Origin of the sequence: Pantoea trifolii, from assembly GCF_024506435.1 — a bacterium.
Taxonomy (GTDB): domain Bacteria; phylum Pseudomonadota; class Gammaproteobacteria; order Enterobacterales; family Enterobacteriaceae; genus Pantoea; species Pantoea trifolii.
This window is the reverse complement of record NZ_JANIET010000001.1, coordinates 2,792,476-2,815,407: the sequence shown is the minus strand read 5'-3', so window position 1 is coordinate 2,815,407 and position 22,932 is coordinate 2,792,476. Positions and strand designations below refer to the sequence as shown.

Here is a 22,932-nt window from a genome sequence, read left to right as displayed (position 1 = left end):
CAATCATGACCGACATCACCATTTACCACAATCCTGCCTGCGGTACATCGCGCAACACGCTGGCGTTCATTCGCAACAGCGGCATTGAGCCGACCATTATTCTCTATCTTGAAACGCCGCCCAGTCGTGAAAAGCTCAAAGCGTTGATCAGTGCGATGGGTATCAGCGTGCGCTCCTTGCTGCGCAAAAATGTCGAACCTTTTGAGCAACTGGGTTTGGCTGAGGAGAGATTTAATGATGAGCAACTCATCGAGGCGATGTTGAACTATCCCATCCTGATTAACCGCCCGATCGTCGTATCTCCGCTGGGAACACGCTTATGTCGGCCTTCAGAAACGGTACTTGATATTCTTCCCGATGCGCAGCAGGGAGCATTCATCAAAGAAGATGGTGAGAAGGTGATCGATCAGCACGGAAATCGAATCGTTTAGACCAGATCTCAGGCAATAAAAAAGCAGCCATTAGGGCTGCTTTTTTGGGATTTTGGTCGGCACGAGAGGATTTGAATTTTATCTTTAACTGACTGTTTTATATGAATTTAATTAATTATTGTCTTACTTGATATGCCTAATGGTATGCCTAAATATTTTTTATAATATTGTTGCCGATAATATGAAAAGCATGCTTTAAAAGTTGGTCATAAAACCAACACGAAGTAATCGATTAACATAAGGAAAATAAAGAGAATTTATTAATGGAAGATTGGTAAAAAAAGGACCGTTATGTTTACATTTTAACTCATTGAAATTAAAGGATGTAAAATTAGATTTGGCTTTAATGTGGTTGTAGGGAATTTCTTCGCCTTGTCATTACATCTGATATTGATAAAATCTTAATCAATCAAGTAATTCTTATGCATATACAAATATAGCATATAGTTTATCAAGGGAAGTAAGCATGGATAACATGTTGAAATTAAGGACAAAAAATCAGATTTTCAAGTATGAAATCCCTCTTGCGGGCTGCGGGATTCACGACAGTACATTCACTTTAGACTTTGAAGAAGGAGTCTATAGGCAAAATGATCTCGTTGGTCTCATAAGGGATGTAGTACCTTACTTTTCATTAACACAAAGTGAACTGGAAGAACTAGAAATATCAGAGTTGCATCGAAGGAGTTTCACTCGTATCTCCGATGCAAGAAAGCAGTCAAAAGGAGATTATGGTGAGCTTCTTTTATATCTGATTCTGAGTATCTTTTATGATGTCCCTAAATTTGTTACAAAAGCTCGTTTAAGATCAACAACAAGAGAACAAATCAAAGGGTTTGACTGCGCTCATTTTTCATTAGATGGAGAAAAAGTTACTTTATGGTTAGGAGAAGCTAAGTTTCATAAAACGCTCAGTAATGCAATCTCGTCAGCACTGGAATCACTCACAGAGCATATAGGTGATAAAAATAGAATTAAGAGTGAATTAAGGTTGCTTGGGGGAGAGATTGAAATCAATAAATTATTAGATGAAAATGCATATTATAAGTTAAAAAGTTATGTGGATGGTGGTAAATCACTGGATTCAATCGATATAGCCATTCCGGTATTGCTTACTTACGATAGTAAATATATATCTTCATGCAATGGAAATAAAAATACATCTATAAAAAGTGAACCGTTTATTTCCGAGGTCAAAAAAGAATTACAAACTCATTTTGATACCATTTATAAAAAGACATGGCCTGAAGATAAAAATATTAGGTTGGTGTTTTTTCTTTTCCCTTTCGAAAATGTAACAGAATTAAAAGAAAAAATCGAAATGGTAGAAATGGCGATGAGGTTCTGAAGGATATATTATGGAAAATATTTACGATATCGAAATTGAACTCTGTGAACTATTTAAAGATAAAGGTCAACCTGATTTTGAAAGAATAGAACATGCACTCATTAGAATTTATAGAGAATTGGATAACTCAGAGAATTATAATTTATGTGTGAAGTTAATATGCTTCATAGCGGATAAAAAGATTAAAGATAAAATGATTCAGCAGTTACTTCATGATTGCATCGTTAAGTCCAGAATCTTTATGTATGATGATATGCTTTCACGAAATGAAATAAACTACAATCCAGAAGTGTCTCCACAGGATATATTTTTGAGGGGGTTTTATACAAGTTCGAAATCAGAAACAACCTTAACGAAACCTCAAAAAGAAATATTTAATTCATTTCAAAAGAACAAACGTTTAATAGTAAGTGCTCCTACTTCTTTCGGTAAAACTAGGATTATTAGAGAAATCATATCGCATAATAGCTACAAAGTAGTCGTGATAATAATGCCAACCATATCATTGTTATCAGAGGCATATCATGACTTCAAAAATGAATTCAATACTGAATACCTTGTATCAAAGTCATCAAAAATAAAAATAAGCAATGAGAAGAAATATATTCTTGTTCTAACTCCTGAGCGTATGAGCGTACTTATTCAGGATAACCCCTTGCTGGAAATAGATTTTTTTGTAATGGATGAAGTTTACAAAGCAGACTACAAACTCAATGATGAAAGATTCAGGGTTTTTGCAGATGTACTATATAGATTAACAAAAAGTGGTGCAGATCTATATCTTATTGGCCCTTACATAAATGATTTTAGCAAGAGGTTTCGCGAAAAATTCAATATTACAATGTTGAAATATGACCTTGAGATAGTACAAAAGGATTACTATGAGTTTGACTACATAAACTCAAGGGGGACTAAGGAAGTTGAAGGTGTTGCTCTAAAAATAATAGGTGATAAATACAAAAACTTGTTAAGAGTTACACGGGGAAGTAATGTGGACGGTAAGTTTTTAATTTATCGCTATCAGAAAAGATATGTAGAACAGCTGGCCGAGAAGTTTTTAGAAGATTTACCGTTGGTTCCGTTCAACCAAGAGTTGATAAATTATTTGGAGCAAAATATTTCTAAAACATGGTCTCTAAATGATTGTTTAAAAAAAGGTGTTGCATTCCATCATGGGGCGATGCCAAGACATATTCAAGATCTAATTATAGATGAATTCAACTCAACCGAAGGAGATTTGAAATATCTTTTTTGCACAACGTCTTTGACTGAAGGAGTAAATTCAACAGCAAAGAATGTTATTTTATATGACTTAAAGATTGGAAATGGCGAGCCATTAGCTAATTTAGATAGAAGAAACATTGAGGGACGCGCAGGAAGGTTTATGCGTCACTTTCTTGGAAGGGTGTTCTATTTTGAAAAAGTAGAGAAGGAATTAGATAAAGTTACCAATGTTGAAATAGAATTTGTTGATAGCTCGACGCCAAATATGGAGACTTTAGTACAATTAGAAGAACGCGACATTACAGATGAACAGAAGGCAGACTTTATAAAATTTGTACAGTCTTTAAACGAACAAAACATTCCTCTTGCATTATTGAAGGAAAATAAGTTCGTAAGCATAACAGGCCAGATAGCGCTGATTAATCATTTGAGAAATATCAGCAATTTTGAACTTTATCACTACACCTCACAGAGACCTACATTAGATAAAACAGAAGCTATCTTAAGTGTGATTTATGATTACTTATTCACTGAAAGTAATAAAGGACAGAGGTTCAATAATGAGAACAGTGAGTATGGTAAAAAATTCTTCTGGATTTAACTAAGTACTATATATATCAACAACCAACTTTCCATGCATTGCTAAATTCCAACACAATGAGGTATTTAAGTCCAAATGAAAATGCAAGGATTAGACTTACATTTGACACAATAACAAAATACTTTGAGTTTATTTGGCCCCGTTACTTCAAAGCTTTCGAGGCTATATTTAATTTTGTTGCAATTGAAAAGAACAAAAAAACACTGAGTTTAGATTATATAGTTGCATTACTCGAATATGGAACTAATGAGAATCACGAAATAATCTTGAGGGATGCTGGGATACCCAGGGAGATGATTGGTAAACTTTCAGATTTTTTTATTTCTTGTGAAAATTTTCAAGAAGTCCAAGAGGTGTTTAATAAAATCAGAGGACAGATTAAATCCAAGTTGAGTGAAATTGAGTATAAAATATTTTGTAAATATGTCTAATGTATTTGAAAAGCATAAAATAATAGGGCATGGGCATGAAAAACTGGTCAATAGAAGACACCAAAGCCGTCAAGACATGGCTGGACATTGAAAACTACAAAAGATTTGAAGAAATAACTCTAAACTGCCTTTACCACGAGCTTTGGGCAAGAGCGCTGCTTTTTAAGCCATGGCCTACTGAAGAAGAAAAGATCGGGCTTGGGGGATACATGAGACAGATCTTCAACGGAAAGCCCATGTTATTCAGATCTGAACAACTCGACTACATGGAAGATGACCACCCCCTTCAGAGTCCCCCTCATATCTTTATTACGGATATAACAAGGCTTGCTGAACTCAGCATAACCGCATTGAGAGTTAATCTCATCTCATGGAAGCAGGGAAGTGATGAATATGGTGTTAACCTGCCTCAACACGATGCTTATGTTTCAACTGTCATGTCAGCAATATGTGAGAAAACAGTTCTTTTGGAAATCGATCTTGCCAGTGGTACAGACGACGAAATTGCAGAGTCAATCAAAACAGCACTTCCGCAATGGCGGAGCGTGAAAGGTATAAAAGCAGACGAGTCAGTTGCGGTACGCTTCGGATATGGGACGATAAAGAAGATTATTACTTACAGGCTTATAGCCATGCTTGACGTGCTTTTATGGGCAAAAATGAACGAGTTACGTCTCTCTGATGACAGGCTTTCGAGACTCTTGTTGTAGTGGTTTACTGAATTTGGCCACCTGAACAGAGGTGATATGCTCACCTCAGAACAACACAGGTGTCCGAATGAAAAAAAGAAATTTCAGTGCAGAGTTCAAACGTGAATCCGCTCAGCTTGTTCTCGACCAGAACTACACCGTGGCTGAAGCCGCTAAAGCCATGGATATTGGCCTTTCCACGATGACGCGCTGGGTAAAACAGCTTCGTGATGAACGCCAGGGTAAAACACCCAAAGCCTCCCCCATAACACCTGAACAAATCGAAATACGTGAATTAAAGAAAAAGCTTCAACGCATTGAAATGGAGAACGATATTTTAAAAAAGGCTACCGCGCTCTTGATGTCAGACTCCCTGAACAATTCTCGCTAATCAGCGAACTCAGGGCGCGTTATCCTGTGGCGCTGCTATGCCATGTGTTTGGAGTCCACCGAAGCAGTTTTAAATACTGGCGATGTCGTCCTGCTGAACCCGATGCTGAGCGGGTACAGCTGCGCAGTCTGGTCCGGGAGCTACACAGTGCCAGCCACGGCTCGGCGGGCACCAGAAGCATTGCGGCAATGGCAACGCTCAGTGGTCGCAGGATGGGACGCTGGCTTGTCCGGCGGCTGATGAAGGAAGCAGGCTTAGTCAGTTGCCAGCAACCAAAGCACAGATATAAGCGAGGAGGCCAGGAACATGTTGCCATCCCAAACGCGCTTGATCGCCAGTTTGCTGTAGCGGAACCCAACAAAATCTGGTGTGGCGATGTCACTTATATCTGGAGCGGCAAACGCTGGGCTTATCTTGCCGTTGTCCTCGACTTGTTTTCCCGAAAACCAATCGGCTGGGCAATGTCATTCTCGCCCGACAGCAAACTGACCATGAAAGCGCTGGAAATGGCATGGGAAACGCGAGGAAGGCCATCTGGTGTGATGTTCCATAGTGATCAAGGCAGTCATTATACAAGCACGGAGTTCCGCCAGTTGCTGTGGAAATGCCGGATAAAACAGAGTATGAGCCGTCGTGGAAACTGCTGGGATAATAGCCCAATGGAACGGTTTTTCAGAAGCCTAAAAAACGAGTGGGTGCCGGTGACTGGTTATATTAACTTCAGCGAAGCAGCTCGTGCGATCACAGACTATATCGTCGGGTATTACAGCTCACTCAGGCCGCATGAATATAACGGTGGATTACCACCGAACGAATCGGAATACCGATACTGGAAAAACTCTAAAGCGGTGGCCAGTTTTAGTTGACCACTACAGTTCAGGTAAGAGGGCGGGGCGATGTTTTACTTTTGGCTTATGGAACGTCTTACCGATTTTTGTCGCTGGGTTTGAAGTGACTAAGCCAGAATTCAAAGCGTAATCCATAACCTCATTAATACGCTGACTCAACCTTTTAACAGTTTCGAGTCTGCCTGCAGCATGAGTTGGGCTAAGGGATCCGATGAACTGTTGGGCTGTAATGTTGGAAATAGGCATAGAGCCAATATGTGGGAACACATATTTACTCATTGAACGCCAGATATCGTTAAGAGTGTGAGTTGTTAATCCTGCTGCCTCTTTGGTCTTAAACCACTCAGCTGCAACTTTTTCAAACGTACTTTCACTCACACTCTTCTGACGAAGTTGCTCTGCCTTTTTATGCTCTTGAGGGTCAACGTCTTTGCTGAGAAGAGCGCGGGCTGATTCACGATTTTGGCGAGCTTCGGAAAGCGAAACGGAAGGGTATGAACCAAAGCTGATCATGGCCCGTTTACGAGTGAAGGGTTTGTAATAACGAAACCGCCAGAGTTTTGAGCCTCCGGGAGTTACCTGCAGTTCCAGACCATCCCCGTCATAAAGAACCAATGCTCGTTCAGCAGCTTTGGCGTTCTTCACTTCGGTATTGTTTAAGGGCTTGGTCTGTCTTGCCATAAGCAGTCTCCATTCTGTTCCTCGGAAGGCTTAGGCATATCAAAAGGCAGTCTTAGAAACGTATGCCCATGAGTATGCCTAAATCAGGTGGATTCCACTGTATCAATCAGGATTTCACTAGACAACAGAAAAACAGCAGGTTTCAACAACCTACTGTTTAAACTGTTTTTTATGGTTCTCTCTGGACTTCACCAGACAAAACGTTGGGAGAATTTGGTCGGCACGAGAGGATTTGAACCTCCGACCCCGGACACCCCATGACCGTGCGCTACCAGGCTGCGCTACGTGCCGAACGTGGAAGAATATTACTGTTTCCGCGCACGATTGCAATATGAGCAGCATTTAACTGCCTCATAATTAATCAGTTTGCGACGAATCGCTTCTCTTCCGTCAATACCTGCAGCAGCAACGCCAGCTGCGGTTTATGATCTTTTAGCTTATGACCCTGCGCATCGTAAGCGCTGTAGCTGCCATTGTTATTCAGCACCAGCGTCACGGTTGGCGTGGTCACTACCAGCTTGCCATCTTCGCTGCTCGCCACCCAATCGTGGCTGCGTTGCGCGGCAAACAGGTCTTCACCCTGCGAGAAGTTGGCGGGGTTGGTGCGCACGTGCAGCAGACGCTGCATTAGCGTGGTCATCACGTCCTGCTGATCGGTCAGGCGATCGATGGTTTGCGCGGGCGTATTCGGCCAATGCACCACCAGCGGCACCTGCAGGGTCGCGCGATTACCTGGATTGTCATCGTTGCTATCCAGATTGACCGCACGCTGCGCCGTAATCACCACCACGGTATTTTTCAGCAAATCGCGATCCTGCAAGGTTTGCAGCACCGCATTAATCTGCTCATCGACACCGCTTGCCTGACGCGTATAGCTGCGCTGGCGCGCCTTCAGGTTGTCGCCATTGACCGTGACACCGTTCAGGGCAATCCACGAGAACCACGGCGCGCTGTTAGATCTCTGGCCGTTGAGCCAGTTTTGCCACTGCGTCACCGTGGTGCTATTCGGCTGGTTATCGGCCTGAGGCAGCGAATAGTCCGCTAATAAAGCCTGGCGATACAGCGGTTGGCTGAAGCCGTCTGATGAGAACAAGCCAAACTGATAACCTTGCGCATTCAGCGCATTGAGCAGAACGGAAGGCGTGCGTGACGCTAATACGCCATCCATATAGCTGGAAGAGATGCCGTAGAACAGGCCAAACAGCCCTTTTTCCGGCTGCACTCCCGCGCTGTAATGCTGGGTGAAGCGCACGTTTTCGCTGGCGAATTGATGAAGCGACGGCAGCGCTTTATCGACGGTGGCGTTATTCAGGCCATCAACCGTCAGCACCAGCAGATTGTGGCGCGTACCGCCATCACGGAAGGTTATGTCACTCAGCGGATACTGCACTGACAACGCTTCAGGATCGCCTTGCTGCACCAGACGGCGCTGATACTCTTGCGCATCCAGCAAACCGTGACGCTCAAGGAAGCGACGCGCGGTCATGGGATAGGAGAGCGGCAGATTGGCGCGCTGCATGGTAATCGGGCGATAGAAGTTAGCATCCGCCCAGATATACAGCAGATGGCTGGCGAAGAAGGCGCTGATAAACAGAGCCGCCAGCGGCTTACCGAACGAACGCCGATTAAGGCTACGCAGCTTTTGCCAGCTCCAGGTCGCGAACAGCATCTCGACGAGGAAAATCAGCGGCACGCTGATAAACATCAGCTGCCAGTCGCGCGCCATCTCGCTTTGATCGGGGTTAATCACCAGCTCCCACACCACCGGATTAAGATGCAAGTGGAAGCGGCTAAATACCGCACTGTCGACCATGATCAGCGTCAGCCCGGCGGTGGCGATAATCGCCGACAGCACCCTGAGCAATCGCTGTGACATCACCACAAAGGTGAGCGGGAAAATGATCAGCAGATAGCCCGCGAAGACAATGAAACTGAAATGACCGATCCAGCTGGTAAAGGCATAGATACGTCCCGCGAGCGACGCGGGCCAGTCGGCGACCAACAGGTAGCGGCTGCCTAATATAAACGCGAAGATAATATTAAACAGGGCAAACCAATGCCCCCAGCTGATCATCTGGGAGACTTTTTCGCGGTAGCGCTGCCGGTTGGTTACCATATTATGAGGTCAAATCTGCATATTAATGAGCGTTATCGTCGCGTACGGATGACTGCAACGCATCCGCGAAAGATCGTGCCAGAGTGCGGCGTTGAGCCGGTGAAACGCTGGTATTGATCAAGTTAGTTACCATGTTACCCAATACCATTAGGGAAAGGTCGGTTGGCGCTTTGTCTTTTTCAAGAATCTGCGCCATCTCTGCGAGGAGCTTTTCCACGCGTTCGTCACTGTAACGGGATGATTGTGGCATATCGTCGTCTAATCAAGGGTGAAAAGGCGGTATATTACCGTAACAACGCACTTTTTTCCGCAATTTTATCGCAAGCAGAGCGATCAGTTTGTGCTGGCAGTTGAAAGCGGCTGCAGGCGGTGTTTGAATACGCGCCTGAGCTAAAAGGAGAGTCTACCATGAGTCTGGATATCGACCAGATTGCCCTGCATCAGTTAGTCAAACGTGATGAAAACCAGCTGGAACTGGTACTGCGCGACACTTTGCTGCCTGCGACCCGCGCGGTTGAAGAGATGGCAGAAGAGCTGCATCGGGTTTACAGCGCCAAAAGCAAAGCCTACGGCCTGTTTAACGAGGACAGTGAACTGGCCGATGCGTTGCGTAACTGCCGCAAAGGGGAAGATGACTTTCTGGCATTTAGCCGTGCGGCAACCGGACGTCTGCGCGATGAGCTGGGTAAATATCCGTTTGCGGAAGGCGGCGTGGTGCTGTTTTTGCATTATCGCTATCTGGCGGTCGAGTATTTGCTGATTGCGGTACTGAACAGCCAGTCGAGCATGCGCGTTAATGAACAGCTGGATATCAGCAGCACCCATTATCTGGATATCAATCATGCAGATATTGTGGCACGTATTGATCTCACCGAGTGGGAAACCAACCCGGAATCGACCCGCTATTTGACCTTCCTGCGCGGTCGCGTGGGCCGTAAAGTGGCGGATTTCTTTATGGATTTTCTCGGTGCCAGCGTTGGTTTAGACACCAAAGCGCAAAACCGTGGCTTGCTGCAAGCGGTTGATGATTATTGTGCCGAATCAGATCTCGATAAAAACGAGCGCCAGAACTATCGTCAGCAGGTTTACACGTACTGCAACGATCAGCTGCAGGCCGGCGAAGAGATTGCGCTGCACGATCTCTCCAGCGAATTACCGCCATTAGGCGAAAAAACCTTCCAGGCGTTTACTCAGGAGCAGGGTTACGAATTGGAAGAGACCTTCCCAGCGGATCGCAGCACCTTGCGCCAGTTGACCAAGTTCGCAGGTAGCGGCGGTGGCTTAACCCTGAACTTCGATGCCATGCTGCTTGGCGAGCGCATCTTCTGGGATCCCACCACTGACACGCTTACTATCAAAGGTACGCCACCAAATCTGCGCGATCAGTTGCAACGTCGTACCAGCGGTAAATAAAAAAAGCCGGGTCACCAAAGTGCCCGGCTTTTTTATCAGAACGAATAGTTTATTCCACTGCTGATGAGTGAATCGGTGCGGAACTTGCCACCAAAGCTGTGTTTCGCGCCAATATTCGCTGACCAGTTGTCGCTGATTTTTCCTTCGAAGCTCAGATGAGCCCGGTAACGATCGTCATCCAGCGCACCATACACGCGTCGGCTGTGGCGATCCTCAAGAGTCAGTGAAGAGCCGGAGCTGCCCGGTGAAAACTGTTTTTCAACGGTTGCGCTGAATCGCACCCTTGGTAGCAGCGCACCGAGCCCCTGCTTGCTGACTTCAATACCCGGCGTGAGTCCCCACGGCATGGCTGAACTCAGAGCAATGCGGGCATCTCGGCTTTGCAGCGTATAACCCGGCACATAGCCTGCGCTGGCCTTCACGTAAGGCGACAGCGTGAACGACGTGTCCAGCAGAGGGAAGGATTTACCCAGTTTTGCACTGCCGGCCAGCATATGGCTGGTTTTTGAGGTGCTTTCCACTCCCAGTACCGGGTCAAGGTTGATGTCCTGACGCAGGTGCAGGTAGCTGGCAGCAAGATCCATAAACCATCCATTTTCGCTCATGCCGCTTGCATACAGACCCAGAGTACTCAGCTTATGGCTGACGCTGGCTTCATCCCTGGCATTTCCCTGGCTGTAACTGGCGGTGACGCCGTACAGCCAGGCATCCGCTTGCGTATCGGCGCCGATCTCTAGCTTGCTGTCTTTTAACGTTACGCTATCCATCCCGCCGCGATTCTGGCTAAGGCTGGCCCATGCGCCGCTGTCTTCATGGCTACCGCGCAGCAGCTGAGCGCGATCGGTCAGCATGCTGCTGATTTCACTAAACAGGTAGTGACGCGAAGCGAGCAGGGCGCGAGTACTCTGCACCAGCGGCTGATTATCAATGACGTCAAACCAGTCTTCTGCAGTACCCGGTTTTGGCGTGATCTCTGGCTCAGGTTTTACTTCAGGCTCAGGCTTAATTTCGGGTTCTGGCTTAATTTCGGGTTCTGGCTCGGGGTTAGTTACCGGATCGGGATCGGTTACCGGATCGGGGGGCAGCACCGGATCGGGCGTTTTGGCAATGATCCATTTCACGCGACCATTCTCTTCCACAACCTGATGATCGGCGGTATACAGCGAGAACCCGCGTTTGACCGGAGGTAGCGTGAAATAATCATGCGCGGTACCGGCGGGTGCGTTGACCAGCACGATCTCTTTTGCGATGCGGTTGGGGAAGGTTTCGCCCAGCATAAAACCGAGATCGAGGATGTTGCTGCCGCCCTGCGCGCTGGAACCAATGTATAAGCTGTCGCTGATGGCGGATTGTGGCGCGATACCGAAACCAAGCTGCAGGTTATTTGCCGTCAGATGTTCAACAGAGAGCAGCTTCGGCGTCCAGGCCATTTCATCTGCAGAAAGCAGGGAAATGATACCGCCTTTACCTGCATCCAGGCGATGCACGCGGCTGTTACCGTTCATGTTCCAGAACGTCTCACTGCTCAGGGTCATTCGCGCTACGTGACTGTCGTTGATGTGGCCGTGATAATTGACCTTGCCAAGGTGGAGCGCAGCGTTATCACCCAGCGTGATATTGCCTTCGACTGTACTGGCGGGAAGAAAGCGCAATTCTTCAGCGTTTCGCTGTGCAACTTTACAGCTGCCTTTGCTGCTCTGAACCGGCGAGGTGCAGCGTAAGATCTGATCCTCATCCTGCGCATCAGAATTGTAGCCAAGGATAAGCTGGCTGTTATCACCGGCCTGAATATCGGTTTTAACCTGCGCGTATTCACCCACCTGGAAGCGAGCGCCACTGGCGACCACTACGTTATTGGCTGAGAAAGAAGAGGCATACCAGTCATCGTCAATAATCAGGCCACCGGCATGAGGAACGGGCTGGCCCGAGAGTAATAGCGTGCCATTGTTGACGTTAATATTACCATTGAGATTCGCCCCGCCGGCTAATGCCAGGTTGGCACTGGCCATCGTGGGTGAAAAGGTAAAGTCCAGTTTCCCATTAACAGCGGATGTGTTATCTGCTCCCAGAAATCCCCGATACACCAGGTGGTTTAGTTCTATAGCGCGGTATTCCTGTGCCTCTACAGGATCAAATCCAATATACTTCCAGTAGGTGTTGTCTTTCTGATTGGTTGGGAACCAGCTATATTTAGGTGTCTTTAACTGGAAATATTCCCAGCGTTTTGATTTTTCATTGTAATCTTCGTAAATATCGCCGATGTTCCCCGCAGAGTTATTACCCTGCCATTCCTGAATAGCGATGTCTTTGGCAATAAATCCGGTTAACGTCAAATTTGAGTTGTTCTTTAAATGCCCATTGATGATTGATGCGCCGCTGTCCGTATGATTAATCTTACGCATCGTAAGGTTATTGCCATTTAAATCGAGCTTGCCGCCACGATAGCCAAAGAAGATGCTATTCGCGTCCACCTGGTCGCCACTGTTCAATACCACTGTTGGGCGTCCGCTGGCAATATAGACTTGGGAAAAAGCCTGACGACTGCCCAAAGTATCTTTTTGTTGATCCAGAATTACGGTGCCATCGCCGATATTCAGCCCCCCTTCATTGATGCCTTTTGCATTAATGTGCAGCACGCCACCGCCAATTTTATGCAGGTCGTCATCTTTCAGGCCATTAACCTGCCAAAGAACGGTTTTATCTTTGTCGACTTCAACACCGCCGCCCACCCAGGTGGCATCAGCACCATCGGCAGATTTAAGCGTGTAATTATTAGAAAACTGCAGTTTACCTGCGCCAAGGTTTACCGCATCACTTAAAATAACTTCGCCACCAGCACCGTTGAAACGGATATCTTTGGTAGCGTCCAACTCGGGATAACTGGCTTTGGCAGGTGCCACGTGACGATACTTTTCATCCAGACCCTGCCAGTCCCATTGTTGGCTGCCTTGATCAATTGTTGCCTTATTCCATAAAATGGCTTCTGCGTTGTTACTGTCCTTAACATCAGGTGAGATATTGGCTGCAACGATGCCGTCATAAAAACCATCTGGGATTAACGCACCCAATGACTCTCGTGAGTAAGGATTTGGGATTGCACCGTAACGGCTTGCTGAATGCGCAGCGACCAGTTTCCACTGTTTATCAATCGAGTCATAGCCATAATAAGGGCTGCCGCTGTCGCCGGGTTGAGTTGTGATGGTCAGAGCTGTGGAAAGAGGGTTATCAGGTGATAACTGCGTAAAATAAAAATAATTCTTGGTAAATTCGACGAGATTAGGATCAATAGATCCACCGGCTAGCCATGAATACCCGCCGGCAATATGTACCATATCTTTTTGATCTTCGCTGACTTGGTACATGATGCCCGCCCCGGCGCGCGCATACGCTGTGTAGCGAGTGCCATGACCATTTTTTAGATCAATACTTTCAACACGTCCAACCGGTAACGCTTCTGTTACCACTTTATTTAACCGCGGCATCATGTAATCGCGATCAATATCGTCTGGAATGGCATTGCGATTGATAAAAACATAGCGTGGTGAATATTCGGAAGGACCACCAAAAAATACGCTGTTTAAATCTTTCATATGGCGAGCAGTAATAACATACGAAGGTGCGGTTAAGGCAGCGAAGCCGCGACGGGATATGCTACTCAAATCAGGCATAGGGAAATTCAGATTACCCGATAAATCGCCATTTTTTTTATAAATTGGAATATTACTGATGCCAGGACGAAATTTGCCCATATTCTCAGCAAAATCGCGGTAATCTTGCACATTGGTATCATGGCGCATGACTCCCGCATACGAGGGGAGCGCAACAAGCAGCGCGCTGTAAAATAAAGCGGTGATTTTATTCATTTGAAGTCCTTAGGGGGCGTTTCCTTGAAAATGCTGAGCAAACCGCATTGTCCAGAAAGTCCTATGACTTCATCGTGAAGAATGGTCTTAAATACAATAATAACAAGGCTGAGAAGGGAACAAAGCTAATTAAGTGGATATTGAAACGAAGTAGATCTTAGACAAAATAAAAGGGCCGGTTTCGCAACCGGCCCTTCTACTTACAACTCATTTCGCGATTAAGCGCGAATGAAGTCGATATGGAACAGTTTTGGCTTGAACGGATGACGCTGTACCGCCTGAGCTTTAACTTTAACTTCTTTACCATCAACCGCGATGGTCAGCACTTCGCTGTAGAACTCAGGTTTAACCTGCACGTTCATTACAGCGTCGTGGTCCAGTTCGATAGCAACTGGTGCTTCATTTCCGCCATAGATGATGGCTGGGAATTTGTTTGCTACACGCAGGCGGCGGCTCGCACCCTTACCCTGGTCTTTACGTACTTCAGCGTTAATAGTGAACATTTGATGTCTCTTCAATAGTTCCTGCTACAGGCGACCCAGCAACAGGACGGTTATTCAAACTGCTTTTACGGATGCAAAAGCGGGCGGCATTATAGCCTCAATGGTGCCGCAGGGGCAAATGATTCCGCCGCTTATCGCAGCTCATTGGCGCGGCGGTAACGGCCCTGATAATCGAACATTTTTTCGCGGATCTGCCAGAAATGGCCTTTGGCGCGCGCCACCACGAAGTCCGGATGGCGTAATAAAGGCTGTAAGGCGATGACATCTGCTGCGGTTTGCCAGCCGAGTTCCACGCCCGGTGCGCGCTGATGCGGACGCATAAACAGCTGCTCAAAGGCTTTACGTTGCGCTGGCGTTTGCAGGCGAAAACGCTCGCTGACGCTGGTGCCATCCTCATCGAAATAGGTGGCTTTCAGCCATTCACCTTTGTCATCGCGTCCTTGCTCCAGCACCATGCCAGCACAGCGCAACACGCGCGCATCTTTCAGTTTCAGCGCGGCTTTCAGCATGTCATCCGGGTCGACCAGAATTTTGTCGCATTGATTGCAGCGCCGCGCGGCGATGTCATTCTCGGCGCCGCAATCCGGGCAGCTTTTAAAGCGGAAGCGGTAATCACACTGCTCGCGCTCGCCTTCATCATCTTCCAGCACGCCCTGACAGCGGCGACCAAAATGCTCAATGATGTGACCATCTTCAGTGGTTTTTCCCCAAAAGGTATTGGCGAAACCGCAGGCGGGACAGAACACCTGCACCGGCTGATTGTCGCTGGCACCTTTCGGCGCGCCGACTTCAGGGGTAAAAAGATCGTGTGGATTTCCGGCGTAATCCAGCACCAGACAATCGGTTTTGCCGGGCGACAGGCGTAAACCGCGACCTACAATCTGCTGATAGAGGCTGACGGATTCGGTGGGACGCAAAATGGCGATCAAATCAACGTGGGGCGCGTCAAAGCCAGTGGTCAGGACGGCGACGTTGACCAGGAACTTCAGCTGCTGCGCTTTAAATTCAGCAATCAAGCGGTCGCGATCTTTCACCGCCGTTTCCGCCGAGACCAGCGCGCTGTTTTCGGGCAGCAGCGTGAGAATTTCACGGGCATGTTCCACGGTGGAGGCGAACACCATCACGCCGCGTCGATCTTCAGCAAACTCAACAATCTGCCGGATAATATGCGGCGTGACGCGATGCTGTTGTTTCAGCTCGCGGTTGAGATCGGCTTCGCTAAACAGCCCGTTATTCTGCGGGATCAGCCGGCTGAAATCGTACTGCACCACCGGCATATCTAAGCGCTCCGGTGGCACCAGAAAGCCGTGTTTGATCATATAGCGCAGCGGCAGCTCATAAATGCAGTCGCGGAACAGCGCTTTCTCATCACCGCGCACCATGCCGTGATAGTGGAACTGGTAAATCCAGCCTTTGCCGAGACGGAAGGGCGTGGCGGTCAAACCCAACAGTCGCAACTGCGGATTATGCTGCCGCAGGTGGGCGAACAGCAGCTGATACTGGCTCTCTTCGTTATCGCTGATGCGATGACACTCATCGACGATCACCAGCGAAAAGGCGCTGTCGAAGCGATCGAGATTGCGCGCCACCGACTGCACGCTGCCAAACACCACTTTGCTTTCGCTCTGCTTGCGCTGCAAACCGGCGGCGAAGATGTCGGCTTGCAGGCCATACGCCTGATATTTACTGTGATTCTGCTCCACCAGCTCTTTCACGTGGGCCAGCACCAATACGCGTCCGCGCGCTAACCGCGCCAGTTCAGCAATCACCAGGCTTTTACCCGCACCGGTTGGCAGCACAATCATCGCCGGCGTGGTATGGCGGCGAAAGTGGTTGAGCGTGGCGTCAACCGCCTCTTGTTGGTATGGGCGCAGGGTGAATGACATCGGGGCAAACTTTTTTCTGGAACGGACGCGCATTATGGCATGAAAGCCAGTTAAACGCAGGTTCACTACTGTTAGCAGTCTAAGGATCAAGCTATACTGCCCACACTTTCTTAACGGACAAAAACACCGTTTCAGTTTCCCCCGCAGTAACAGGCAAAGCGAATTCATGCGACTCGAAAAATTCATATCTCAGCAACTGGAAGTTAGCCGTGCTATCGCCGGACGCGAAATCCGCGCCAAAAAAGTCACCATTAACGGCGAAGTCGTGCGCGATGCGGCTTACAAGGTATTGCCAGACGATGAAGTCGAATACGACGGCAATCCACTGGTGGTGCAGCAAGGTCCGCGCTACTTCATGCTGAACAAGCCGCAAGGTTACGTCTGCTCAACCGACGATCCCGATCATCCCACCGTGCTGTTCTTTATCGAAGAACCTGCGGCGTTCAAGTTGCATGCGGCGGGACGTCTCGATATCGACACCACTGGTTTGGTGCTGCTGACCGACGATGGCCAATGGTCACACCGCATTACCTCACCGAAGCATCACCTGGAAAAAACCTATCTGGTGGAAGTGGAAGAGCCGATCGATCCAGAACTGGTTGAGAAGTTCGCTGCCGGTGTACAGCTGCACAATGAAAAAGAGCTCACCAAACCGGCGGTGCTGGAGATTCTTGATGAGAAAGCGGCACGCTTGACCATCAGCGAAGGGCGCTATCATCAGGTCAAACGCATGTTTGCGGCGATGGGTAACCATGTCTCGGCGCTGCATCGCGAACGTATTGGTGACATCGAACTCGATGAAGATCTCGGTGAAGGTGAATATCGTGAATTGACGCAGCAAGAGGTCGACAGCATCGGCCTGCCAGAAGAACTCAAACAACGCAAATAGCGGGAGAACGCGGTGCGCAAGGAAAAGAATTCTCCGGTTGGTTTAGTGGTCATCCTCGGATTGCTGGCGATGTTGATGCCGCTTTCGATTGATATGTATCTGCCGGCCATGCCGCAAATCGCCCATGAGTTTGCGGTTTCGGCGGGCAGCGTGCAGATGACGCTCAACCTCTACATCCTCGGTTTCGCCATTGGCCAGTTAGTGTATGGCCCACTGGCGGACAGCTACGGACGTAAACCGGTGATTGTGCTGGGCACGCTGATCTTTGCCTGCGCCGCTGCGGCTTGTGCGCTGTCACAAACCATCGACCAGCTGATCTTTATGCGCTTCCTGCACGGCTTATCGGCCGCCGCTGCCAGCGTCGTAATTAACGCCTTGATGCGCGATACCTACTCGAAAGAGGACTTCTCGCGCATGATGTCGTTTGTGATGCTGGTGACCACCATCGCACCGCTGCTGGCACCGATTATTGGTGGCTGGTTGCTGTTGCTGTGGAACTGGCACGCCATCTTCTGGACGCTGGCGGGTGCCGCGCTGATCACCACGATGCTGGTGGTGACGCAAATCCGTGAAACGCTCAAGCCCGAACAGCGGCAGCGTTTTCATCTGCGTACCACCCTGGGTAACTTCGTGGCACTGGTGCGCCACAAGCGTGCCTTCAGTTATATGCTGGCAAGCGGTTTCTCCTTTGCCGGATTATTCACCTTCCTCAATGCCGGTCCGTTTGTTTACATCGAAGTGAACCACGTTTCACCGCAGAACTTCGGCTACTACTTTGGTTTGAACGTGGTGTTCCTGTTCGTGATGACGCTGATTAATAGCCGTGCCGTGCGCCGCTTTGGTCCGGTGAAAATGTTCCGTTTAGGATTGGTGATTCAGTTCGCGATGGGCGTTTGGCTGTTGATCTCCAGTGCGCTGGATTTAGGTTTTCTGTCGCTGGTGTTTGGCGTGGCGATGTTTATTGGCTGCGTCTCAACGGTGTCGTCGAATGCGATGGCGGTGATTCTGGATGAGTTCCCGCACATGGCGGGCACGGCTTCTTCGCTGGCGGGCACACTGCGTTTTGGTGTGGGTGCCTTAGTTGGCGCGCTGCTCTCATTAGTCAGCATTAACAGCGCCTGGCCGATGGTGGCTACGATTGCGCTGTGCGCCACCCTCTCGATTGTGCTGTTCACCTATGCTTCACGGCCTCAACAGCCAGCGTGATATCCCCAAGGTCACCATGAATGGCGGCCCTACATATCCTGAATCTTTCCGTAGGGTCGCCATTCATGGCGACCTGGCCTCTCTTAAATTTCTCCCCCTCACTCGCTAATCCCCATTCATTCGTTATGCTTAATGTTTCCGTTATGTGAAAATTTAGAGATAAAAAAGTAACGAGATTGCGTCTAAAATGATTGTTAACCGCAGCCGAACACGGTAAACATAGGCATAAATGTGAGAAGCCTCGCAAATTATAAATTGGCTACATGCTTTGTACTGAAAACGAGAAGGCAGACTGAGTGGGTTTTCTGAGCTAACCAGGTTGGGATTCACCACGTTGTGCCGTCGTCGTGAATAAAGTTAACGTCTCTGGGGGCCGTATATCTATGCTGCAACTTTCCGTTGTGCATCGCTTGCCACAACATTATCGCTGGTCGCTTGAACATGCAGGAGAAATTGAGCGTCAGGAAGCGGCGAATGGCGTGCATGCCGAAGATTTAGTGGTGCTGCGCCTGCTGAGCCACGATGGCCATCCGGCGCTGGAAATTCTGCACCAGCTGAAAGAAACGTTGGCGCAGATTCAGGTCGAGTGCAAAATCGCCCAGTGTGAAGGGCAACCTTGTCTGCTGATTCAACGCGATGACGAAAGCGCCACCAACTGCTGCCTGAAAAATCAGGGTGTCGCTATCGCCGAAACCTTCGATGGTCACTGACTCAGATCTTTTCCCTGCGCTGACGCCAGTAGCTGCCGCGTGTAATCGGCTGCTGGTGCGTTAAACAACGCTTCGCAATCACCTTGTTCCACCACTTCGCCCTGACGCAGCACAACCAGCTGATGGCAGAGCGCGCGTACCACCTGCAAATCATGACTGATAAACAGATAGGCGAGCTGATGCTGCTGCTGCAAACGACGCAGTAAGGTCAGAATTTGCTTCTGCACCGAGCGGTCCAGTGACGAGGTGGGTTCATCCAGTACAATCAGCTGCGGCTCCAGGATCAACGCACGGGCGATGGCGATACGCTGACGCTGACCGCCGGAAAACTCCGCCGGATAGCGTAAACGGCTGTCGGCATCGAGCCCCACTTCCTGCATCACCGCAATCACCCGGGCTTCCTGCTCGGCAGCACTGAGTTGCGGACGATGCACTGCTAAGCCTTCTGCAATCACCTGTTGCACCGTCATGCGCGGATTGAGCGAGGAATTGGGATCCTGAAACACCACCTGAATGCGCTGGCGCAGCGGCAATAACTGCTTTGGCGATAGCTGATGCAGCGGCTGATCCTCAAACCAGATCTCACCGCGCGCGGTGATTAAGCGCAGCAGCGCCAGGCCCGTAGTACTTTTACCCGAACCCGATTCGCCGACCAATCCCAGGCTTTCGCCACGCCGTAGCGTAAAGCTAAGATCCTTGAGCGCCAGCGTCTCTGCCACGGTGCGACGCAGCAATCCACGCCGGATCGGGAAACCAACCTGCAGATTCTTCACCTGCAACAGCGGTTTAGCATCCTGCAGCGGCACCGGTTGACCATCCGGCTCGGCGGCGATCAGCTCGCGCGTGTAGGGCTGCTGCGGCTGGCTAAACAGCAAATCGCAGCGATTGTGTTCCACACTGCGGCCATTTCTCATCACTGTGACGCTGTGCGCCAGCTGACGCACAATATTCAGGTTATGGGTGATGAACAGCATGCCCATGTTAAGTTCTCGCTGCAGTTCGCGCAGCAATTGCAGAATCTGTGCCTGCACCGTGACATCCAGCGCGGTGGTCGGTTCATCGGCGATCAGCAGCTTCGGCTGCGTCAGCAGCGCCATGGCGATCATCACGCGCTGTCGCTCACCGCCGGAAAGCTGGTGTGGAAAATCCTGCAAACGCGATGCCGCGTTACGAATGCCGACGCGATCCAGGCAGCTGAGCATTTCGCCCCGCGCGGCTTCGCGCCGCATCCCGCGATGCACCGACAGCACCTCATACAGCTGCTTTTCCACGTTATGCAGCGGATTGAGCGACACCATCGGCTCCTGAAAAATCATCGCCATTTGGTTGCCACGCAGCCCGCGCATGGCGCGTTCGCTGGCCTGCAAAATATCCTGGCCGTTAAACAGGATTTCGCCTTGCGGATAGTTGACCGGCGGCTGCGGCAATAAGCGCATGATTGACAGCGCGGTCACGCTTTTACCGGAACCGGATTCGCCCACCAGCGCCAGCGTTTCGCCGGCATCTATTTGCAGCGAAATGTCGTCCACCACGCGGCGATCCTGAAAGGCCACCGCCAGATGATTCACCGTTAACAGGCTCATTTAGCGTCCTCGGCTCGGGTCAAAGGCATCGCGTACCGCTTCGCCGATAAAGATCAGTAATGACAGCAGCAGGGCGAGGGCAAAGAAGCCCGCCAATCCCAGCCACGGCGCCTGTAAATTGTTTTTGCCCTGTAACAGCAGCTCGCCAAGCGATGGCGATCCCACCGGCAAACCAAAACCCAGGAAATCCAGCGAGGTTAACGTGGTGATTGAGCCGCACAGGATAAACGGCAAAAACGTCAGCGTGGCGACCATGGCGTTCGGCAGCATGTGGCGCAGCATAATGCGGCTGTCGCTGACGCCGAGCGCGCGCGCCGCACGGATGTAATCATAGTTACGGGCACGCAGGAATTCGGCGCGCACCACGCTCACCAGGCTCATCCAGCCAAACACCACCGTGACCAGCAGCAGCCACCAGAAGCCGGGCTGAATCACGCTGGAGAGCAGAATCAGCAGGAACAGCGATGGCATGCCGGACCACACTTCTATCAGCCGCTGGCCGACCAAATCGATGCGGCCACCGAAGTAGCCTTGCACCGCGCCGACCACGATGCCAATCACGCTGGAGAACAGCGTCAGCATGATGCCGAACAGTAATGAAATGCGCGTGCCATACAGCAGGCGAGCCAGCACATCGCCGCCGTTAGCATCGGTGCCGAGCCAGTTTTGCGCCGAAGGTGGAGAAGGGAAGGGCACATCGGTAGCGAAATTGATGGTGCTGTCGCTAAAGCGAATTGGCGCCCAGATCGCCCAGCCTTGCTGATCGATGCGCTGCTTCAGCCACGGATCCTGATAATCAGCGGGCGTAGAGAAATCACCGCCGTAATCACTTTCGCTGTAGTTGAACAGCAGCGGCATGTACCAGCGCTGCTGATAATGCACCAGCAGCGGTTTGTCGTTGGCCAGCAACTCAGCGCCCAACGACAGGACAAAAATGATCAGGAAAATCCACAGCGACCAGTAACCGCGACGATTATGGCGAAAACGCTGCCAGCGCTGTTGGTTAACAGGAGATAAGCGCATCAGCGTCCCTCAAAATCAATGCGCGGATCGACCAACGTGTAGGTCAGATCGCTGAGAATGTTCATCAGCAGGCCAATCAGGGTGAAGATGTAAAGCGTGCCAAACATTACCGGATAATCGCGCTGGATGGTGGCGTCGTAGCCGAGCAGGCCCAAACCATTGAGCGAGAACATCACCTCAATTAACACCGAGCTGGTGAAAAACATGCTGATAAAAGTGGCAGGAAAACCGGCGATCACCAGCAGCATGGCATTGCGGAACACGTGGCCGTACAGCACGCGCTTCTCATTCAGCCCTTTGGCGCGCGCGGTGACCACGTATTGTTTGCGGATCTCATCGAGGAAGGCGTTTTTGGTCAGCATGGTCAGCGTGGCGAAACCGCCAATCACCGTCGCCAGCACTGGCAGCGTGATGTGCCACAGGTAATCGGTGATTTTGCTGTACCACGGCAGCGCATCAAACTGTGGTGACGTCAGGCCGCGCAGCGGGAACCAGTCGAAGTAGCTGCCGCCGGCGAACAGCACAATCAGCATGATGCCGAACAGAAATGCCGGAATCGAATAGCCAATGATGATAAAGGTGCTGCTCCAGATATCGAAGGCGCTGCCGTTGCGCACCGCTTTTTTGATGCCTAACGGAATCGACACCAGATAAATGATCAAGGTGCTCCACAATCCCAAACTGATGGAGACCGGCAAACTCTCTTTGATCAGCTGCAGCACCGATGCGCTGCGGAACAGGCTGTCGCCAAAGTCAAAACGGATGTAGTTCCACAGCATTTCGCCATAACGCTGCAGCAGCGGTTTATCGAAGCCGTAACGATGCTTAATTTCCGCGATCACTTCCGGATCAAGGCCGCGTGCGCCGCGATACTGGCTGTCGCCGGGATTGTCGCGCACCAGCGATCCGCGCGCGCCGCTGTCGCCACTGCCTGAACCGGGAATGCCAGTGCTGTGACCAAACTGCACGTTGGCTAACGCTTGATCCACTGGGCCGCCGGGTGCTATCTGCACAATAAAGAAGTTCAGGGTGATGATCGCCCAAAGTGTCGGGATGATCAGCAGTAACCTGCGAAGAAAATAGGCTGCCAAACCGT

Annotated in this window: 18 protein-coding genes and 1 tRNA gene; 9 read left to right on the top strand and 10 right to left on the bottom strand. The window is 49.6% G+C overall.

Annotated features, from left to right (window positions below):
- Positions 1-5: 5 nt before the first annotated feature.
- From arsC to NQH49_RS13025, 5 genes are all read left to right on the top strand, one after another.
- Complete coding sequence (gene arsC, locus NQH49_RS13045; protein ID WP_256696943.1) at positions 6-431, top strand: glutaredoxin-dependent arsenate reductase; 426 nt, start codon at positions 6-8, stop codon at positions 429-431.
- Positions 432-897: 466 nt separating this feature from the next.
- Positions 898-1,779: a HamA C-terminal domain-containing protein gene (locus tag NQH49_RS13040; protein WP_256696941.1), complete on the top strand. Its 882-nt coding sequence runs from the start codon at positions 898-900 to the stop codon at positions 1,777-1,779.
- A gap of 10 nt (positions 1,780-1,789) precedes the next feature.
- Positions 1,790-3,604, top strand: a complete 1,815-nt coding sequence (locus NQH49_RS13035; RefSeq protein ID WP_256696940.1) for a DEAD/DEAH box helicase — start codon at positions 1,790-1,792, stop codon at positions 3,602-3,604.
- Positions 3,605-4,070: 466 nt separating this feature from the next.
- A complete protein-coding gene (locus NQH49_RS13030; protein ID WP_256696939.1) occupies positions 4,071-4,745 on the top strand; it encodes a DUF6387 family protein in 675 nt (224 codons plus the stop codon).
- Positions 4,746-4,812: 67 nt separating this feature from the next.
- A protein-coding gene (locus NQH49_RS13025; protein ID WP_192415075.1) for an IS3 family transposase occupies positions 4,813-5,981 on the top strand; the annotation gives its coding sequence in 2 pieces (ribosomal slippage) (positions 4,813-5,062 and positions 5,062-5,981; 1,170 coding nt in all).
- Positions 5,982-5,984: 3 nt separating this feature from the next.
- On the opposite strand, the gene NQH49_RS13020 is transcribed toward NQH49_RS13025, so the two are convergent.
- From NQH49_RS13020 to NQH49_RS13005, 4 genes are all read right to left on the bottom strand, one after another.
- Complete coding sequence (locus tag NQH49_RS13020; RefSeq protein WP_256696938.1) at positions 5,985-6,644, bottom strand: phage integrase central domain-containing protein; 660 nt, start codon at positions 6,642-6,644, stop codon at positions 5,985-5,987.
- A gap of 214 nt (positions 6,645-6,858) precedes the next feature.
- Positions 6,859-6,935 (bottom strand) — tRNA-Pro (locus tag NQH49_RS13015).
- Between the two features lie 70 nt (positions 6,936-7,005).
- Positions 7,006-8,760, bottom strand: coding sequence for an LPS biosynthesis-modulating metalloenzyme YejM (yejM, locus tag NQH49_RS13010; protein ID WP_256696937.1), 1,755 nt, complete (start codon positions 8,758-8,760; stop codon positions 7,006-7,008).
- Positions 8,761-8,782: 22 nt separating this feature from the next.
- Positions 8,783-9,010 carry a YejL family protein gene (locus NQH49_RS13005; protein ID WP_036648480.1) on the bottom strand — a complete coding sequence of 76 codons (228 nt, stop codon included), beginning with the start codon at positions 9,008-9,010 and terminating at the stop codon, positions 8,783-8,785.
- A 158-nt stretch (positions 9,011-9,168) separates the two neighbouring features.
- Here NQH49_RS13005 and yejK point away from each other — a divergent pair, with 158 nt between their 5' ends.
- Positions 9,169-10,173, top strand: a complete 1,005-nt coding sequence (yejK, locus tag NQH49_RS13000) for a nucleoid-associated protein YejK (RefSeq protein WP_256696936.1) — start codon at positions 9,169-9,171, stop codon at positions 10,171-10,173.
- A gap of 35 nt (positions 10,174-10,208) precedes the next feature.
- On the opposite strand, the gene NQH49_RS12995 is transcribed toward yejK, so the two are convergent.
- The 3 genes from NQH49_RS12995 to NQH49_RS12985 form a co-directional block, all read right to left on the bottom strand.
- Complete coding sequence (locus tag NQH49_RS12995; RefSeq protein ID WP_256696935.1) at positions 10,209-14,036, bottom strand: S6 family peptidase; 3,828 nt, start codon at positions 14,034-14,036, stop codon at positions 10,209-10,211.
- A gap of 218 nt (positions 14,037-14,254) precedes the next feature.
- Positions 14,255-14,539 carry a 50S ribosomal protein L25 gene (rplY, locus tag NQH49_RS12990; RefSeq protein WP_256696934.1) on the bottom strand — a complete coding sequence of 95 codons (285 nt, stop codon included), beginning with the start codon at positions 14,537-14,539 and terminating at the stop codon, positions 14,255-14,257.
- A gap of 131 nt (positions 14,540-14,670) precedes the next feature.
- On the bottom strand, positions 14,671-16,425 hold the full coding sequence (locus NQH49_RS12985) for a DNA repair helicase RadD (protein ID WP_256696933.1): 1,755 nt from the start codon (positions 16,423-16,425) through the stop codon (positions 14,671-14,673).
- A gap of 166 nt (positions 16,426-16,591) precedes the next feature.
- On the opposite strand from NQH49_RS12985, the gene rsuA reads away from it, so the two are divergent.
- From rsuA to NQH49_RS12970, 3 genes are all read left to right on the top strand, one after another.
- Positions 16,592-17,314 carry a 16S rRNA pseudouridine(516) synthase RsuA gene (rsuA, locus tag NQH49_RS12980; RefSeq protein WP_061717809.1) on the top strand — a complete coding sequence of 241 codons (723 nt, stop codon included), beginning with the start codon at positions 16,592-16,594 and terminating at the stop codon, positions 17,312-17,314.
- Positions 17,315-17,326: 12 nt separating this feature from the next.
- Entirely contained in the window at positions 17,327-18,520 is a 1,194-nt protein-coding gene (locus NQH49_RS12975; protein WP_256696931.1) for a Bcr/CflA family multidrug efflux MFS transporter, read from the top strand.
- A gap of 383 nt (positions 18,521-18,903) precedes the next feature.
- A complete protein-coding gene (locus NQH49_RS12970) occupies positions 18,904-19,230 on the top strand; it encodes a YejG family protein (RefSeq protein WP_008105027.1) in 327 nt (108 codons plus the stop codon).
- On the opposite strand, the gene yejF is transcribed toward NQH49_RS12970, so the two are convergent.
- The 3 genes from yejF to NQH49_RS12955 are packed head-to-tail and all read right to left on the bottom strand — an operon-like array spanning position 19,224 to position 22,927.
- The gene (yejF, locus tag NQH49_RS12965; protein WP_256696929.1) at positions 19,224-20,813 is read right to left on the bottom strand and encodes a microcin C ABC transporter ATP-binding protein YejF; all 1,590 of its coding nucleotides are present in this window, start codon (positions 20,811-20,813) and stop codon (positions 19,224-19,226) included. The two genes, NQH49_RS12970 and yejF, sit on opposite strands and share 7 nt — an antisense overlap.
- A complete protein-coding gene (locus tag NQH49_RS12960; protein ID WP_008105023.1) occupies positions 20,814-21,836 on the bottom strand; it encodes an ABC transporter permease in 1,023 nt (340 codons plus the stop codon).
- Positions 21,836-22,927, bottom strand: coding sequence for a microcin C ABC transporter permease YejB (locus NQH49_RS12955; protein ID WP_256696921.1), 1,092 nt, complete (start codon positions 22,925-22,927; stop codon positions 21,836-21,838). The genes NQH49_RS12960 and NQH49_RS12955 overlap by 1 nt, the downstream gene beginning before the upstream one ends.
- Positions 22,928-22,932: the final 5 nt, after the last annotated feature.